At 38.5% G+C, this 17,935-nt stretch carries 13 protein-coding genes; 4 read left to right on the top strand and 9 right to left on the bottom strand.

The genetic code is table 11. From position 1 onward, the window contains the following. Positions 1–8: 8 nt before the first annotated feature. Both MHH41_RS16225 and MHH41_RS16230 read right to left on the bottom strand, forming a co-directional pair. Positions 9–2,117 carry a SpoIID/LytB domain-containing protein gene (locus tag MHH41_RS16225; protein WP_113387420.1) on the bottom strand — a complete coding sequence of 703 codons (2,109 nt, stop codon included), beginning with the start codon at positions 2,115–2,117 and terminating at the stop codon, positions 9–11. A 24-nt stretch (positions 2,118–2,141) separates the two neighbouring features. After that, positions 2,142–2,465: a LytA gene (locus tag MHH41_RS16230; RefSeq protein ID WP_340866555.1), complete on the bottom strand. Its 324-nt coding sequence runs from the start codon at positions 2,463–2,465 to the stop codon at positions 2,142–2,144. A 182-nt stretch (positions 2,466–2,647) separates the two neighbouring features. On the opposite strand from MHH41_RS16230, the gene tagU reads away from it, so the two are divergent. Continuing rightward, complete coding sequence (gene tagU / locus MHH41_RS16235; protein ID WP_050944362.1) at positions 2,648–3,568, top strand: polyisoprenyl-teichoic acid--peptidoglycan teichoic acid transferase TagU; 921 nt, start codon at positions 2,648–2,650, stop codon at positions 3,566–3,568. A gap of 83 nt (positions 3,569–3,651) precedes the next feature. On the opposite strand, the gene wecB is transcribed toward tagU, so the two are convergent. Then, positions 3,652–4,791 (bottom strand): non-hydrolyzing UDP-N-acetylglucosamine 2-epimerase, encoded by a 1,140-nt coding sequence (gene wecB / locus MHH41_RS16240; protein ID WP_050944364.1) that lies wholly within the window; start codon positions 4,789–4,791, stop codon positions 3,652–3,654. 268 nt (positions 4,792–5,059) lie between these two features. Here wecB and galU point away from each other — a divergent pair, with 268 nt between their 5' ends. Next, positions 5,060–5,941, top strand: a complete 882-nt coding sequence (gene galU / locus MHH41_RS16245) for a UTP--glucose-1-phosphate uridylyltransferase GalU (RefSeq protein WP_034660174.1) — start codon at positions 5,060–5,062, stop codon at positions 5,939–5,941. A gap of 223 nt (positions 5,942–6,164) precedes the next feature. Here galU and tagH read toward each other — a convergent pair whose 3' ends face one another. From tagH to tagD, 6 genes are all read right to left on the bottom strand, one after another. Further along, on the bottom strand, positions 6,165–7,769 hold the full coding sequence (gene tagH, locus MHH41_RS16250; protein WP_212045593.1) for a teichoic acids export ABC transporter ATP-binding subunit TagH: 1,605 nt from the start codon (positions 7,767–7,769) through the stop codon (positions 6,165–6,167). Positions 7,770–7,788: 19 nt separating this feature from the next. Next, positions 7,789–8,616 (bottom strand): ABC transporter permease, encoded by an 828-nt coding sequence (locus MHH41_RS16255; protein WP_003213689.1) that lies wholly within the window; start codon positions 8,614–8,616, stop codon positions 7,789–7,791. Between the two features lie 172 nt (positions 8,617–8,788). Next, a complete protein-coding gene (locus MHH41_RS16260) occupies positions 8,789–11,155 on the bottom strand; it encodes a CDP-glycerol glycerophosphotransferase family protein (RefSeq protein WP_251190744.1) in 2,367 nt (788 codons plus the stop codon). A gap of 181 nt (positions 11,156–11,336) precedes the next feature. Further along, positions 11,337–13,598, bottom strand: coding sequence for a CDP-glycerol glycerophosphotransferase family protein (locus MHH41_RS16265; RefSeq protein ID WP_340866556.1), 2,262 nt, complete (start codon positions 13,596–13,598; stop codon positions 11,337–11,339). Positions 13,599–13,646: 48 nt separating this feature from the next. Continuing rightward, on the bottom strand, positions 13,647–15,113 hold the full coding sequence (locus MHH41_RS16270) for an alpha-glucosyltransferase N-terminal domain-containing protein (protein WP_340866557.1): 1,467 nt from the start codon (positions 15,111–15,113) through the stop codon (positions 13,647–13,649). Between the two features lie 96 nt (positions 15,114–15,209). Further along, the gene (tagD, locus tag MHH41_RS16275) at positions 15,210–15,599 is read right to left on the bottom strand and encodes a glycerol-3-phosphate cytidylyltransferase (protein ID WP_008343212.1); all 390 of its coding nucleotides are present in this window, start codon (positions 15,597–15,599) and stop codon (positions 15,210–15,212) included. A gap of 371 nt (positions 15,600–15,970) precedes the next feature. Here tagD and MHH41_RS16280 point away from each other — a divergent pair, with 371 nt between their 5' ends. Continuing rightward, positions 15,971–16,741 carry a WecB/TagA/CpsF family glycosyltransferase gene (locus MHH41_RS16280; protein ID WP_003213336.1) on the top strand — a complete coding sequence of 257 codons (771 nt, stop codon included), beginning with the start codon at positions 15,971–15,973 and terminating at the stop codon, positions 16,739–16,741. Positions 16,742–16,752: 11 nt separating this feature from the next. Next, positions 16,753–17,934 carry a CDP-glycerol glycerophosphotransferase family protein gene (locus MHH41_RS16285; RefSeq protein WP_326849219.1) on the top strand — a complete coding sequence of 394 codons (1,182 nt, stop codon included), beginning with the start codon at positions 16,753–16,755 and terminating at the stop codon, positions 17,932–17,934. Position 17,935 lies beyond the last annotated feature (1 nt).

Raw genomic sequence — 17,935 nt, forward strand, 5'->3', positions numbered from 1 at the left:
TTAACCCTTTAATAGTTTGTTAGTTTTGTACCTGGATAGTAGAACGAAAGTATGGAAGAATATGAGTTTCCAGATTCTGCTCTAGCTTTGGCACCGTATTGACTCATGCCAATGCCGTGACCATATCCTTTTCCTGAAATCGTAAAGTCATTTGTATTGTTTTTGACTGACGCAAATGTGCTCTTCACCTTTGTTGCGCCCATGATGGATCTAAACTCGGTCATCTTCATACTTGCCGTTGTACTTTTGTTTACTGCATATGTGCCTGTTTTATTTTTCAGATGATATGTCAGCTTGATTGATACCGTCTTCGCACGTTGTCCTTTTGTTTTTCCTGAGAACGTCAGGCTTGAGATGGATGCAATCTTCATATCAGATGCAGCTGTCTCTTTGTTTTTGAGCAGCCATGATTTGAGACCAGCAAGATCCGTTGCATTTGTCTCTTTTGCCTTAGACCACTGAGATGCTGCTGTACTAGCAGTCAATGTTGTGCCTAGCTGTTTTTTAGAGAGTTTTAATGTCCATGCATTGATCGGATCTTTTGTATCCTTTTTGGCCACTAAGTACGGCAGTGCATTTGCCCACACTTCTTCACTTGCCTCTGTATATCCGCCATTACTAGAATAATAGGTGGCTGAAATGAGCTGATTGTTGTATTTCAGTACTTTCCCTTTTGTGGCATCGACAGCTTTTGTCGAATTTGTGTACCAGTTATATCCTCCATATACTTGGAAGGCAGTTGTATCAGGTACGACTTTTCCAATACTTTTCACTGAATACGTTCTAGCGGCCACTGCCTGTGCTTTTAGCGCTTCAACATGCCAGCTTGCAGGCATTTCATTTGGTACCACGCCTTTTAGATAGTCTTCAAATGGAATATTTTCGAGAGTCGGCCTGATATAACCTGATTCAATTGCAAAGTTGACGCTGCCTAGGTAAGGCTTCCCTGCAATTTGAAGGATATTTTTCGTTGAATATTTCTCAGGAACAACTCTTACATTGTTATACGTCTTTATGCCTTTTAATGAAATTTTTCCGTTAGAAATATTCAATTGGTAGTTTTGATTTTTTTTCAGATAGACTTGTTTGGCTAATGAGTTCTTCAAGCTATCTTTAATCGCACTTGTGCTACCAGCAAGGTGATAAGCATATGTACCCTTTTCTTTCAGCAGTTTTTTTAGTGACGCTGTGACAGAATCCGGTTTCACATACACAACAGTACTATTAGACTTTGCTGCCAATTGAGACAGCGGCATAGCATAAATATAGCTAGAGGCTTTTGCCAAATAAACTTTATCTGCATTGATATTTAATTTCTTCATTATATTCACAGAGAGTTCATAGCGATTGGCACCACTGATTCTTGTTACCTGTGACGTTTTTTTAATTTGATTCTCTACTTTTTGTCCCGTACTTTTCGTACTACCGATGATGATGACTTTGCTTGGCAGCTTGTAAGACGGAATGGAATCTTTTTTTGTTAACAGGATTGGGTATCCCTTTCTCGATGCATAGGATGCAATCGCAATCCCATTCATAAATGAGTTTCCACCGACAACGACAGCTTGCTTATAGTTACCCATTTCTTTAGCAATTTTTTGGGAGATTTCAAACTTGTCTTTTCCACTAATGCGTCTGACTTTCCCATACTTTTTAATAGATTTCTCAGCAGCTGTTGAAATGCTTTTCGTGTTACCAACGATTAGGATGTTATCCGGCTTCATTTTCTTCAGCTGGTTTTCAGTTGTTTTTGTTAGTTTTTCAATGTTTGTATACAAAATGGGTGCGCCTAGTTTGTAAGCTAACGGTGATACAGAAATGGCATGATCAAATGCATCACGGCTCACAATGACAACTGTTGATGGATTCTTCCAGCCGGCAGACGCGATGCTATTGGCAACTTCGTATCGATTTTTGCCATCATATCTTTTCGTGACAGCCACATTCGATCCTGACAGCTTGTATTCTCCAGCTGTGGATAGATCCATCGTTTTTTTATTTCCGATATAATTAGACAATTTCACTGAAATTGTCGAGCTAGCCATGGCAGACTGAAAGGGTGCGATTAGTAGAGTCATTGTCATGAGAACAATAAGTGTAACGCCTGTTTTCTTCAATTTTGTTTATCCCGCCCATCTTTTTTACTTCTGTTTTTCAATCTTTTGAATTTCCTTTTGACCACTGTCATTGATAAAGTAAGAGATTTCTACTTTGTCTCCTGGTTTGAATTCATTTAACACATCTTTAAAATTATCCGTAAATTCATAGCTTAAGGTCATATTCACTTTTTTCACTTCGACTGTATGTGCATCAGCCATTCCAATAAATTCAGCTTTTTCTTCCAGCACCTGAGGAGTTGAACTGCTTGTCTTGTTTTCTCCCGAGGACTGCTCAGCCGTTCCACATGCTGTGAGCACGATACCAAGTAGTAGTATTAAGAACGGTAAAACGACGATTTTCTTCATTTTTTTCACCTCATGTCTTTGTATCGTCTTATAACTTAATATTTTAAGGTAAATTTAAGGTTTTTTGAAACCTTTTTTTTGTTACAACGTCTATATCTAGGTTCAGAGTAAAAAAATAACTTGTTTATCAAGATTCGTAAACCTATAATCATGGAAGAATCATAGAAAAGGTGAGGGACATTATGAGAGCTGAAAGAAAACGAAAGAAGAAAAAGGTTCTTTGGATTGTTTTATCGATTATTGGCTTATTCGTATTAGCAACTGGCGGATATGCATATCATCTTTGGAATACAGCAGCATCAACCGTGGCAGGCATTCAGGAGAATTTAAAGAAGTCAGATAAGCGTGACAAAGATGTCGATTTAAATAAGAAAGACCCGATTTCTATTTTAGTCATGGGTGTTGATGAAAGAAAAAATGACCGCGGCCGTGCGGATACATTAATATACATGACCGTTAACCCAAAAACCAAAACGACTGAGATGGTGAGTATCCCGCGTGATACGTATACGAAAATTGTCGGAAAAGGCACAATGGATAAAATCAACCACTCCTATGCATTCGGCGGCACACAAATGGCAGCTGATACTGTAGAGGAATTGCTTGATGTACCTGTTGATTACTTCGTGAAAGTCAATATGGAAAGCTTTAAGGATATTGTCGATACACTTGGCGGCATTACAGTGAACAGCACATTTGCTTTCAGCTATGATGGTCATTCATTTGGTACAGGAGAAATTAATCTAAATGGCGATCAAGCCCTCGCCTACACAAGGATGAGAAAACAAGATCCAAAGGGTGACTTCGGACGTCAGCAAAGGCAGCGTCAAGTCATTGAAGGCATCATTGCTAAAGGGGCAAACATTTCATCTATTACGAAGTTCGGCGATATGTTCAAAGTCGTGGAAAACAATATGAAGACTAATATGTCATTTGATGATATGTGGACGATGATGAATGACTACCGTGACGCAAGACAGCGTGTGAAGCAGCACGAGCTGAAAGGAACGGGAGCACGCATCAATAATATCTATTATTATCAGCTTGATGATAGCAGTTTGGCTAAAGTGAAGAAGGAATTGAAGGACAGTTTGGAGCAGTAAAAAAAGAAGACTACATGAATGTAGTCTCAGATTGTTGACAAAGGGCTAAAATGGTTTTTATTTTAGCTCTTTGTCTTCTTTTTTTATGATTTAAATGGGGCAGGTTTTTCTTCACTTAATCCAAATCGATGGAGGAGCTCCTCGACAATTCGTCTCGATGCTTGTCCGTCACCATAAGGGTTAGACGCCTTCGACATGCTGTCATACTCCTTCTGATCTACTAGCAGCTCTTTAGCCATTTTGTAAATGGTCTCTTCATCCGTACCTGCAAGCTTAAGTGTGCCTGCTTTCACGCCTTCTGGACGTTCTGTTGTATCACGGAGCACTAAAACTGGCTTACCTAGAGAAGGCGCCTCCTCTTGTACACCGCCAGAATCCGTTAAGATAAAGTGCGAAGCGGCAGCAAAGTTATGGAAATCAACGACTTCAAGCGGTTCAATTAAGTGTACACGATCGAGACCGCTAAATTCTGTCTGAGCTGCATCACGTACGGCAGGGTTTAAATGAACAGGATAAACGACCTGAACATCTTCAAACTCTTCTACAACACGTCTAATGGCTCTAAACATATTTTTCATCGGCTGGCCGAGATTCTCTCTGCGGTGGGCCGTTAACAAAATCATTTTATCCGTGCCTATTTTCTCTAAAATAGGGTGCTGATAATGCTCAGTAACTGTAGTTTGCAGGGCATCAATCGCTGTATTCCCTGTCACACAAATGGTCTCTTCTTTTTTATTTTCAATTAAAAGATTCTGCTTCGCTTCCTCTGTAGGAGAGAAATGAATATCGGCAATAGTGCCTGTCATTTGACGGTTCAATTCCTCTGGGAACGGCGAATACTTATTGTGTGTTCTCAATCCTGCTTCGACGTGCCCAACTGAAATTTGGTGATAAAATGCTGCCAAGCTTCCTGCAAAGGTTGTTGTAGTATCCCCATGGACAAGGACAATATCAGGTTTTTCTTCTTGGAATAATTGGTCTAGCTTTAACAGTGCATTTGATGTGATTTCAGATAATGTCTGGCGCTGCTTCATGATGTTTAAATCATGATCTGGCGTAATTGAAAAAGCCTCAAGAACTTGATCAAGCATTTCTCTGTGCTGGGCTGTCACAGTGACAATCGAATTTATCAGTGGATGTTTATTTAATTCAAGGACAAGTGGTGCCATTTTGATCGCTTCAGGTCTAGTACCGAAAATAGTCATTACATTTAGTTTTTTCACTTGTTTAATCCTCTTTCCTAGTATAGTACTTTCAATTATACACAATTTGGAGGATAAATTTAATGGTATAAAAAAAGAATTTACATTGAATTAACGTTAAATTTCTCTTTCCTTTACATTTAACATATAAAATATGAATTATCTAAAATTCATTTTAGTGAAATCATTTGTCTTTCCTATGATTTGTAAGTTACACTTTAAACAGACGACCACGAACAAACATTGAGTGATTAAATCGGTTATCTATGTAAGGAAGGTGCAAAGTTCATTGAAAAAAGTACGTAAAGCCATTATACCAGCTGCAGGTCTTGGGACACGTTTCCTCCCTGCAACAAAAGCTATGCCTAAAGAAATGCTGCCAATCGTTGATAAACCAACCATTCAATATATTATTGAAGAAGCTGTTGAATCAGGAATTGAAGACATTATTATCGTCACTGGAAAAGGAAAAAGAGCCATTGAGGATCATTTTGATTTTGCACCAGAGCTAGAGCGCAACCTGGAGGAAAAAGGGAAGAGCGAGCTTCTAGAGAAGGTGAGAAAATCCTCTAACATTGCTGACATTCATTACATACGTCAAAAGGAACCTAAAGGACTTGGACACGCTGTTTGGTGCGCACGCAATTTTATCGGTGATGAGCCATTCGCCGTTTTATTAGGTGATGATATTGTTCAAGCGGAAACACCGGGGCTTCGCCAGCTGATGGATGAATACGAAAAGACCCTTTCATCTGTGATTGGTGTTCAGCAGGTAGCAGACAGCGATACGCATCGCTACGGGATCATCGACCCTCTTACACAAGAAGGACGCCGCTACCAAGTGAAAAACTTTGTAGAAAAGCCGCCGCAAGGTACAGCACCATCCAATCTAGCCATCTTAGGACGATACATTTTCACGCCAGAGATCTTTATGTACCTTGATCAGCAAGAAATTGGTGCAGGCGGGGAAATTCAACTGACAGATGCCATACAAAAGCTGAATGATATCCAGCGTGTATTCGCCTATGATTTTGAAGGAAAACGATACGATGTTGGTGAGAAGCAAGGCTTCATCGAGACGACTCTCGAGTTTGCCCTTCAAGATGAGGATCTGAAAAAGAAACTCATTCCATTTATGAAACAGCTTCTCGAAAAAGAAGAAGTGAATTAAAAAAAGCTGCCGGAATCGGCAGCTTTAGATTGTTGACAAAGTGCTAAAATGATTTTTATTTTAGCACTTTGTCTTCTTTTCAGCGTGATAGAAAACCTTTGAAGTCTAGGAAGGGCGAGCACTGGCGCGGAGCGAATTGAATATTCGTGAGCACCAGCGCGCAGACCTGACAACGAATGCGAGGGTTTGTCTACACGCTGAAGCTGTCGGAATCGGCAGCTTTTTATTTCATCACTGAAATCGTCAGTGTATGCTGTTCATTATCAATGACAAACAGATTGCTTTCGCCCTTTACTGCGAATTTCGTTTGTTTCTCATTCATCCAAACCTTCTGTTCTGTCAGTCCAAGTGTCGAAGGAGAGATCGGCATCACCTCATGAAAGACAATAGCATTTGCTTGACCATTTTGAATGACATAGTCAGTTTTCTCTGTGGTCAATCGCTCAATCGTACCGCCTTGATCACTTTTGATCGAGCTCAGCGTTTGCATTTTTTGCTTAAGCACAGATTCCTCTTTTCCAAGGAAAGAAAGTAAATACTCATACGAGCCAGCAGATGCGGGCGATACATACGAGTTGAACTGTCCAGGTCCAATGGATAAAGACTTTAATTCCTCTGCAGGTTGAAGCCCTTCAGGTTTGACAAAATACGTCTCTGATGCTGTTTTGATTTGAACGGTTTGTTTATTTTCAGCGACAGCTTGTATCTCTTGCCCGAATGGCAAAGTGACACCTGCCTTCTTTTTCATGGCTTGATCTTTGTACACCGTGAGTGGATCTGCCGTGACAAGCGTCTGTCGATCCACCTTTTTCATATCAGGCGCCCCTTTTGTTAGCTGGTTCTTTGACTGAGGCGATTCTGTCTTATCTGCTGGGATGGCGCCAAACGTCGCCAGTGTACGAAGTGGACGATCCGAAAACATCGATAAGGCAAGTAAAATCGTTAAAACAGCTATTATCGTCACTTGAAAGGCTGGTCCAAAAAAGGAACGTCGTTTTCCGTTCTCATCATATCGAGACACCTTCTCTGTCTTTTTTTGTACACCTTTGCGACCTTCTTTGTGTTTCAATTGATATTCTTTTTTTTCTTTTTTAGAAAGCTTGTTAAACCATTCAACAAACTCCTTATACTCTTTCACGACCTTCTTCGTCTCATCAAACATACGAAGCTCACCATAATGCATCCAAGCCACTCGGTCACAGATTTTTTGAATTTGGCTAATGGAATGGCTGACAAAAAAGATCGTCTTCCCTTGTTCTTTAAATTCTGTGATTCGATCCACGCATTTTTGATAGAAGGTTTGGTCACCAACAGACAACGCTTCATCAATAATCAAGATATCTGGATCGATATGCGCTGAAATGGCGAAGCCAAGACGTGACTTCATTCCGCTTGAATAGCTTTTCACAGGCTGATCAATAAAGTCACCAATATCCGCAAACTCTACGATTTTTTCATATAGTTCGTCTATCTCTTTATTCGTCAGCCCCATCATCAAGCACTTGAGGCGAATGTTGTCTTTCCCGCTTAATTGGTTGTTTAGCCCTGCCGCAATGGCAATTAACGAAGGCTGACCGTCCATATCAACTTCACCACTTGTCGGTGGAATGATTTTCGCAAGAAGATTCGACATCGTTGATTTTCCAGATCCGTTGATCCCTACAAAACCAATCGTCTCGCCTTCATATACATCAAAGGACACATCACGAACAGCAAAGAAACCTTTTTCATTTTTATTAGGAAAAAACAGCCCTTTAATCTTATCTGACTGCTTTTTATATAGGACGTATTGCTTGGATACGTTTCGAAACGAAACCTTTAGTTTCATCGTATAATCTCCTTACTTTTTAAAGAAAATCGACAAATTTATCCCTAAATTTCATATGAAGCAATGAACCAACTGTTAAAAGAAGTAGCGTGATCAGCCAAAAATAAAGCGTATATTTCACATCATGGAAGAACCATTCTCCCTTTAACAAGCTATTTCTAAAACCATCAATAATGTAGAAAAGAGGATTCAATTTTAGTATATCCCCGATCCATGCTTTGTCTCCAGTGAGCTTCTCTGAGATATTCCAAAAAATCGGCAGCAAAAAGAAAAGTAAACGTGTCACTGATTGTAAAAGAAATTGATAGTCTCTCACGAGTACGCTAATCGTGGAATTAAACAAACTAAACGAAAACATAAACGCGATCATACAAATAAGATAGTATATATATTGTAGCCAGTGCGCATCAGGATATATGCCATAGGAAATCAGCACAATCAGATAGACACCCATCATGACAAAGTAGCTGAACAAGTTGGACATAATCACTACAGACGGCAGCGCACTAATCGGGAAATTCATTTTCGATACCATATTAATACGTTTAAACACACTGTTTGATCCATCAAGTATCGTCGGACTAATGAAGAACCAAGGGATTAATCCAGCCAGCATCCAAATGATAAACGGAACTTCCATCCCTCCAATGACAATTGGCTGTCCTCCGCGAATTCCCAGACCAAAAACAAACCAGTAAGCCAGCATTTGAATCAATGGATTTAAAAACTGCCATAAAACACCTAAATAATTCATCTGATATTTTGATTTTGTTTCATAAACAGCAAGTCGCATAATCAGCGGAAATGAGCTGATTTGCTCCTTTAATATCGTCAACATTGCGTTCATTCTAATCTTCCTTAGATATAAGTTTTTGGGATTACTTTTTTAAAAAGCACCGCTCATAATTGTAACAGATAACGATGCACATTTCATCTTATAACAAAAGTCATGCACGTCAAACTAGAAGACAAAAACCCCCTGAATCCTTTCAATCGTTGATTCAGAGGGTCCTCACATATTAGATAATTTGGTGTTCTTTTAAGAAATCCGTAATTCTTTTCGTATTCTGATTATCGTTAAAGCTGTTGATTTTCAGGTATTTTTCTTTATATTCATCTTCCACAACATACTGACAATCGATCGCATGTTTCACGATTCGAATCAGCTCTTGTGTATTATATGCTATCGGTCCTGGTGCATTTTCATCGTTTACAGGAGGAATCGCCTTATACTGTCTAATCAAGTAATCTTTTTCTTCCCAATAAAAAATAGGGTAGGCACCTCTATATTGTGCATCATAAATAGCAGATGAATAATCAGTAATAAACACTTTTGACACTTTTAGCGCTTCCGATGGGTTATCAGAAATAATATGTTTATACTGAGGCAGATTTTGATAAACGTACTGTGAAAATTTGTTATGCGGTACAATTAACAGACGATCAAGAAGACCTGCTTCTTCAAAGCTTTTGATGATTTTGATTAGAACTCTATAGTAAGATGTTTCTTCAATTCTATTTGTATAAATAAGTCCCTCTTCCCAATATCGGTAAGTTGGCATAAAGGCGATCTTATCTGCACCGTCTACTAATTTGGCATGATCAAAGGTTGCCAGACCTGTCAAAATCAAATCCTCACGATCATAGTTCATTTTATAAAATTCACCGGCCTCTAATTCAGAGCTGATGACTGATTTATAAATATTGTATTGATTCTTGTCTTTATGGAATCCAAAGGCCATTGGATTATCAACCGGTTTAGCAAACATAATGCCATGCTGTAAAAAGACGAGTGGGACACTCATGATTCTCTCTCTGAGATGGTCAATATACAACCTATCATTCAGAACATGGTTAGATAATTCACTTGATATAAAATAACTGGCATTAAATATACTTAAATAATGTCTGAGACTGTATTTCGGTATGATACCCTTTCCATATTTCGCTTTCAATGCTGGATATGCGTTTGATTTCTTATTAAGAATAAAGTAATTTTTTGAGTCTGTTTGACAATTTTCCTGTACATAGTCATACACTCTAATAGCTGATTCATCTGCTTTATCACTCTTTTTCTCAAAAAACAAATTCACACGATACTTTTTGTCTTTATAGAATGATGATAGGATACTCGCTATTTTTATTTTCACTTTACTAAATAAAGAATATTCCTGTGAATAAGGAATAATGGTTGATGTCACATTTCCAAATAGATTGGTTCTTAGGACTTGCAGCTTGTCCCCATTCTTTTTCGTGATATATGTTTTGACCTTTTTATCCCTCTTTCTCAACCTTAAACTATGGATAATTCGGTGATCATTTCCTACGAACAAGTTATTGTGGATTCTGCTATCTAAATCAAGATCGTTTAACGAAATTTTAAAGAAACCATATCTTTTCAAGAATTTAATCTTTCTAAATGGTCTTATAAATTTCGCCAGCTGGTGCTCAGAGTTTCTAATGTAAAGATATTCATATTTTTGGTCTGAATTATACGCATAATGCGTCAATCTTCCATAAACATAAAAACTATTAAACATACTAAAGATGCGTAATCTCGACGTATGTTTTGTAACGAGATATGGGTTTCCTCTCACTAAGTAAACGCCATTCGTTCTGACATAGATGTAATATCTTTGCTTATTAATCACCAAGATATTGAGAATATTGTCATCTTTGAACTGCTCCAAGGTATCTTTACCAAAAACTTTTAGCGGCTGATATCTAGGAACGAGTCTAAAGTTGACGATTTTCTTTTGATCCGTCACTTTATTTGATATTTTGATTTGATTACGATTATTCACAGTCACTTCAATATCTTTATGTTCCTGCATCACATCAAACAAAATTTTCCTTACATTTAGCTCCTTATTCTGACAATCATAGGTAATCACAAAATGGAAAATACTGTATCCGATAAAGGAGATATCCACAAATCGTCTATCTACCTCTTTAATGGGCAAATCTATTTTATAATTCCGATTGATCTCATCTACATTCAGTAGCCCTGAAAATAATAACAGTTCCTCTTCGCCGCTGTATAAGCCATAGCGATCTAACCCTAATTGCTTGACATAAATATCAGCAAATTGATTGTTAATTTCAATAGGAAGTATTTGATCCGGCTGGATCATGTCTGAGCATTCTTTGACAATATACAGGTTATGCTCCTTTGCATAGAGATAGATCATTTCATTAGAATTGTCTATTGTGGATTCAAAAATCATCTGATCCTTTACATCAATTTCACAAATCCACTTTGACTCATTTACATTTAGCTCTTTAAATTCAAAAGTGCACAACTTCTCTATGTTATCAATATATATAACTAACTTGTGTTCATCTAAATTAAGAATTTCTAAAAAATTATGATAAAGTTTGTACATTGAAGCACCTCTATATTATTTTCAGCAAATTTACATTACCGGATAATCTTATCTAAATTTAGCATGTTTACTGTTAAAATTCTATGTTTTTTTATTTTTACCATAACTTTTAAATATGTGTACATTGGAATAAAAAACACAAAAAAGTACCGTTCAAAGGTGAAGAACGGTACTTTTTAAACTATTTTTCAGAAAACACCACTTCCACCACACGCTTCGAAGACTCCCCACTCTCTAAGTAACAGAATTTCTCATAAAACGGTGCGAATGAAGCTGGCAAAGTAAAGGTTGGCTGTTCTGTTTCTCTTACCCAGTCAATGACGCTGGCTGTTTCTTTCACAAGAGGTCCAGGTGCTTCCTGTTCAAAGTCAAAGTAGAAGCCTCTCAGCTTGTCACGATATGTTTCGATGTCTGGCACATAGAATAGCATCGGACGTTTAAGGTTTGCATAATCAAAGAATACAGATGAGTAGTCAGTGATGAGCAGATCAGAAATCATATAAAGATCCCTAATATCTTCGTAATGAGAGAAGTCATAGGCAAATCCTTCATATGGTCCTAAATCAAAATTTTCAGCGACTAGATAGTGCATACGCAGAATGATAATATATTCATCTCCGATAGCGGCTCTCAGCTCATGCAAATCAAGGTCTAAATCAAATTTGTACTGCCCTTTTTTATAAAATTGATCGTCTCTCCATGTCGGAGCGTATAAGATCAATTTTTTATCAAGCGGCAGGTTCATCTTTTGTTTGAGTGCTCTCATCGTTTCTTCATTGTTTTGATTGTGAAGGAAGTCATTTCTCGGATATCCTGACTCAATCATGGTCTTTTGAAATTGGAAGGCACGTGTGAAGATTTCAGTCGAGTAAGCATTTGGAGAAATGAGGTAGTCCCAATTCGACGCTTCCTTCGTGAAATTCTTTTTGTATTTTTTCGTGTTTGTTCCAGGCATATGCACCTCGTCCATATCCATCGCCAGTCGTTTTAACGGCGTACCGTGCCATGTCTGCAAGTATGTTGTATGCTCTGGTTTTGGAATCCACAGCGGCAAACGGCTGTTGACGACCCAATACTCAGCTCTTGCCATCGCAAAAATCCATTTCAATGACAGACGATTGATATAGTAAATATCCTTTTCCTTAAACGGTGCTTCGTGCCCTTTTTTCACGCTCCAGATCAACGTATATTCAGGATGATTTTCTTTCATATACTCATAGATCCCACGTGGGTTACAGCTAAATTGTTTTCCATTAAAGCTTTCAAACATAACGGTTTTCTTTTTCACAGACAGCTTGCTCGCCAGCTGAAAGGTCGTTTTAAAGGTCCTTGTTACAAGACGGTTACGGACTTTTTTGATTTTACCGATTTGCTTTTTGAACTTCTTCCACTTGCTTTTGACATAGTACTTCGCACGTGTTTTCATTGTATAATCATTAATTCGAATGCCAAGCGTTTGTCTTTTTTTCTTTCGATACACCTCATATCGAATCGGTACATCATTTCTTTTATGAATTTGAACAAGCCCTTTGAGTTTGTTTGAGCGATCTCCAAGGACTAGAGAAGTGGTCGTTAAAGTCTCCTCTACTCCACCTACATCGCAAATAAATTCAAAATAGAAGCGATATACAAAACGTTTGTTTAACGAATAGGTCAATTCCTCTAAAGGAACTTCTGCTAGAAATTGATAAAGCTGAGGTACCTGTTGATCATCACGGTATTTGACCACTTCATCTTTTATTGGGGTCATATTTACCGGAAAGCGATGCTCAATTGGCTCTTCGCCATTTCTCTTCACTAGAAGCTTTACTTCCTTGATTTCATAAGGATGCTCTGCACTGAGAACGCCTGCATAACCAGATAAAGATAACGTACATTCTTTGTTGAGCTCGATATGATTGAATTTCACAACCTTTAGCTCACGCTTGATTTTAAACGATGCATTTCCTTTATCCGTACGATACGGGATGACATACAGCATCGCGTCTTTATTTTCTAAATAAGTCAGCTCTGGCTTCTCTATTTCCATTTTTAAACGGCGTTTATAGTATGACGTCTTCTCTTCTACTTCGGCATGATCCGTTTCTTTAAGTTCTTCTTCCTCTTCTTCCGAATCAGAATCATAGGCTGAGTCCTCAAGCTCGTCCTCATCCTCTTCTTTGTTTGCACTCAGATAGTCCGTCACATACAGGTTGTATGTCTGACCCTGCTCTAATGCAAGCGGAAGCGATGGTTCACTCAATACCAATTTGAATAGATTGTCTTCTTGATGAACAAGCGGAAGGAAAAGCTCTTGTTTTGATACCCTTTCCCTCATAAACAAATAAAATTCTCTATCTGTTAATGGCATGTCATCGTCGATGCGAATAAGCATTTCTAGTTTCTCATGATGATTTTTTAACCCTTCAACGACACTCTTCTTATGAATTCCCTCTTCAATCATTAATCGTTAATCTCCTCTGTTCAGAAATCTTACCGTTGTGTTGTCACATTATTTTACTTTCCAAGAATAGTTTCCTTGTTTCGTTTGATACGACCACCCATCGATTGACGATGGTTTATTGGTGAGCAGCTCTTCCTCTACTTCTAGACGCTGCAAAACTTCCTGAAGTTCTTCTGTTTTAAAACGAATGTAAAAATCAACGTATTTTGTTTGATTGGTTTCAATGTTTTTCTTTGTTTGAAAATGCCCAATTGGGAAGCTGACTTGATGGTTTTCATCGATTGTTTGAGATATGATTTCAGCTCCATTCACTCGATCATATCCTGCGAAATCGATTTGCACATGATCCGCATGACTCATTTGGTCATTCAGCTCAAGCTGAAGATGAAGAACATGATGTTCAGCGCTTAGATCACGCAAAACCCATTTCATGCGGTCCACGATCCTTCTCAGTTCATCTTTACGCTCACGATTTTCGAGCATATGATGAAGTGCTGTATTCCAAAGAGACATTTCGTCAGAAGGCACAAGATAAAAATAGGCTTGTTCTCCCAATACCTTCTCAACATCTACCTTATGCTTAGTATCTCCAAAGAAGACGGCATCCACTTGCTGTTTTCTTATTTGTTTAAATAATTCTTCATATTGAGAATTGAGTTGATGCGGATCTTCTTCATAATGTGCGTCATGTACAAATGCAGCGTAATACGTTGTTTCGGGCTGATTGATTTTAAACAGGTGACGGTCTTGATCCCGGTCTTCTGTAATCATCAGTTTCAAACGGTCATTTTGTGTTTGAATACTAGATAACCATCGTTGCTTTATATCTGTCTTCTTTGTAAAAGTTTGAATTCCTGTTTTTTTATACCAATTAATATGCCGCACTGGATTCTTTTTTGTATCTCCAGGGTAGATGATCTCCATATAGATATTGCCATCGTCATTGATTAGTTCTTCCAAGTATAGGGCACCTGTATGAGGAACAAAGCTTTGTACTCTGCACAAAACGCCCTGCCAATTGTACTCTTCCCTCTTTACTAATTCCTGCTCTTCATTATATTGATCAATATAACAAATAGGGGAAGATGGCAGTTCATATCTCGTCACCTGCACTGTTGATTCTTCTGCTGGCATCACTGCTTCATTGATCGATTGAAAAGATGTACCGATGATAAATTCCGAGTAACGCCTTTTACTTCCGCTTTCCGGTAGAATATAGTGCTCAAATACATTCAAGATGTCAACTTGGTGCAGAAGGGTCTCCTCCAAGCTATGAATATGTTCTTTCACATTTGCATCATAATTCAAAGTTAAAATGGCATTACGTTTATGTTTGTCCGCCAATGGCTTTAATCTCGCTTTTAAAGACTTCGTTAAGTGCTCATCCTGTTTTGGTACATCACCCATGATAAAGTAGTAGTCCATATCAGGCATGTCAACTGATGTCATTGTTTCATGTTGTTCAGGTTGATCCAATGTGTGTTCAACTTTTTTCTTCATCCAATTTTGAAACAAAGGAAGCTCTCCTTAAAAATAATGATAACTTGCTCATTGTATTTTACATGAAAAAGCACTTCTCACCAAAAGATAAGAAGTACTTTTTTTGATCTATTAAAGTCCAGCAATTTCTTCCTTAATTTGTGTTGTCGAGATGCCTTCTGTTCTTTTCAAGTACACGACTTCGCAATGCTCTTTTAAGAAATCGAATTTACCTTCCCAGTCATCTCCCATGACAAACACATCAATATCGTGCTCTTGCACGTCACGGACTTTTTGATCCCAGCTGTTTTCTGGAATGACTTCGTCTACATAACGAATCGTTTCAAGAATGAGCTTTCGATGCTCGTAGCTATGATAAGCCTTTTTTGATTTTTGTAAGTTAAACTCATCTGTCGAAATGGCCACCACTAAGTAATCTCCAAGCTGCTTTGCACGTTCGAGCAGCTTAATATGCCCCCAGTGTAATAAATCAAATGTACCGTAAGTAATAACTTTCTTCATCGCAAACATGAACTCCTTTCTTCATTCCTTATTCAACTGCTTTCATGCAGTAACGTTTATCCGTAATCCTATGATCTTCGTTCGTATTTTTTCGCTCTTCGGAACCTCATTATATCACAGCGCCCATCAAACGTTAAGCAGATGTAAAGACAAACTATTTCCAATTTATTGGGCGCAGAAGCGAAAGTCCGAAGAATCAATGTTTCTCGCAGCAGCCTCCTTATGAATTGATGAAAATGTCATGAAATTTAAAGGTTTGTAAAGTTATTGTTAATATTTCATGGAGCATCTGTGATAAAATGATGAGTAGACGAAGAATGAATTTACAATGAACGTTCATAGATAACAAGATGAAAAAGGAGGTCTAAACAATGCAAACAGAAGTGGTCTCTAACCTTTCTTATGTAAATGGCGACCTAGATGAATTTATTAGCTATATGAATCACCATCATATTTCTCAAAGAAGAGGCGCCATGATTGCGACTGTCAATCCAGAGATTGGCTATGCTGTTATGAAGGATCAGACGTATCATCAAGTTGTCTCTTCTGCGGATTATGTGCTGCCGGATGGTGTAGGCGTCGTCTTAATGTCACGTTTGACACAAAGTCCGCTGAAGTCAAGAATTGCTGGCTTTGATGTTTTCATGTCTATGCTTGATCTAGCAAACAAGCAGTCTAAAAGTATCTTTTTATATGGGGCGAAAAAAGAAGTGCTTGAGGCTGTTAAACAGCGAATTGATACGGAATATCCAAATGTGGTCATTGCAGGCAGCTGTGACGGTTATCAAGCAGATAAACGTTTCGTAGCAAAACAAATCGCTCGCTCGAAAGCAGATATGGTGTTCGTTGCTTTAGGTTATCCAAATCAGGAGAACTTTATTTATGAATACCGTCATTTATTCCCGCAGGCTGTTTGCATCGGTTTAGGCGGAAGCTTTGATGTATTTAGCGGAACGGTGAAGCGTGCACCACGCTGGATGATTAAAACAAATACAGAATGGCTGTACAGACTTGTTGTGAATCCATGGAGATGGAAGCGAATGTTGAATATTCCTAAATACGCTTTTGCCGTATTGAAAGAAAACAAAGGGAAAAAACGTTACTATCCTGAGCAAGTAAAGGATCAGACGAAGCAGCTGTGAGAGACTGACCAATGATAAATATACGCTCAATGATCATTTCAAGCTATGCAGCTTTCGTTTCTTTTATTGGATGGCTGATGAGCGGCGTGAAACCGCGTGAAAACCAGGTGACGCTGCTTGTTTCATTTCAAGAGAATGCAGCTGCTCTTATTGATACTTATCAACAACAGGCGAACATGACGATGAAGCTTACTGTCCTCTATACGAAGCATGCTTCTGCGATAGAAAAGGACGAGTCTCATCTGTCATTTCGCTATTTTCATGAAAAAAATCCTCTCCATCTCATTCAATGTATTTATACGATGTTTAAAAGCAAGGTTGTCGTGACAGATAATTACTTTCTCATGACAAGCGTACTCAAAAAACGTCCTTCTACCACCTGTATTCAAGTATGGCATGCCAATGGGGCGTTGAAAAAATTCGGTCTTGAAGATGCTTCAAATTCGGAACGAAGTCCTCGTGACATCAAACGGTTCAAACGAGTCTATGCGTCTTTCGATTATATCGTTACAGGCTCAGATCATATGCGCGAGATTTTTAAGTCTTCGTTTGGGGTGAATGATGAACGTTTTTTACCAACAGGTGTACCGATGACGGATGTGTACTATGACCAGCGCCCGTCTTCCTTGAAGCCGAATGATTTTCCTAAAGGGAAAAAGATCCTGCTTTATGCACCGACCTATCGAGACTTTGCAATGGACAGTCTTGTCCTGCCTTTTTCAAAGGAGCAATTACAAACAGAGCTAAACGGAGATTATATTCTGCTCGTCAAGCTTCATCCTGCGGTCAAACATTTAGCGAAGGCGGAAACAGACGATGAATGGATATTTGATGTGTCCGATCAGCCGCTTTATCCATTGCTTTGTGCATGCGATGTCCTGATCACAGATTACTCATCGATTGTGTTTGAATATGCACTGCTTGAAAAGCCTGTTTTGTTCTTCACTTATGACTTAGACACTTATCGAGAGAAACGCGGCTTAGTCGATCGGTATGAGGACATCATTCCTGGGAAGGCTTGTATCACTCAAAGCATGCTCTTGAAGGAGCTACTTCATGAATCAGATCAACTAAAACGAATTAAAACCTTCGCCGAGGAATGGAATCAATATTCAAAGGGAAGGTCCAGTGAGCAGCTCTTATTCTTTATTGAACAGCAGCTCTTACACAAAAAACGTCCGGCTTCTCATTAGG

The sequence above is a fragment of the Bacillus sp. FSL K6-1145 genome (assembly GCF_038003425.1).
Lineage (GTDB): Bacteria > Bacillota > Bacilli > Bacillales > Bacillaceae > Bacillus > Bacillus pumilus.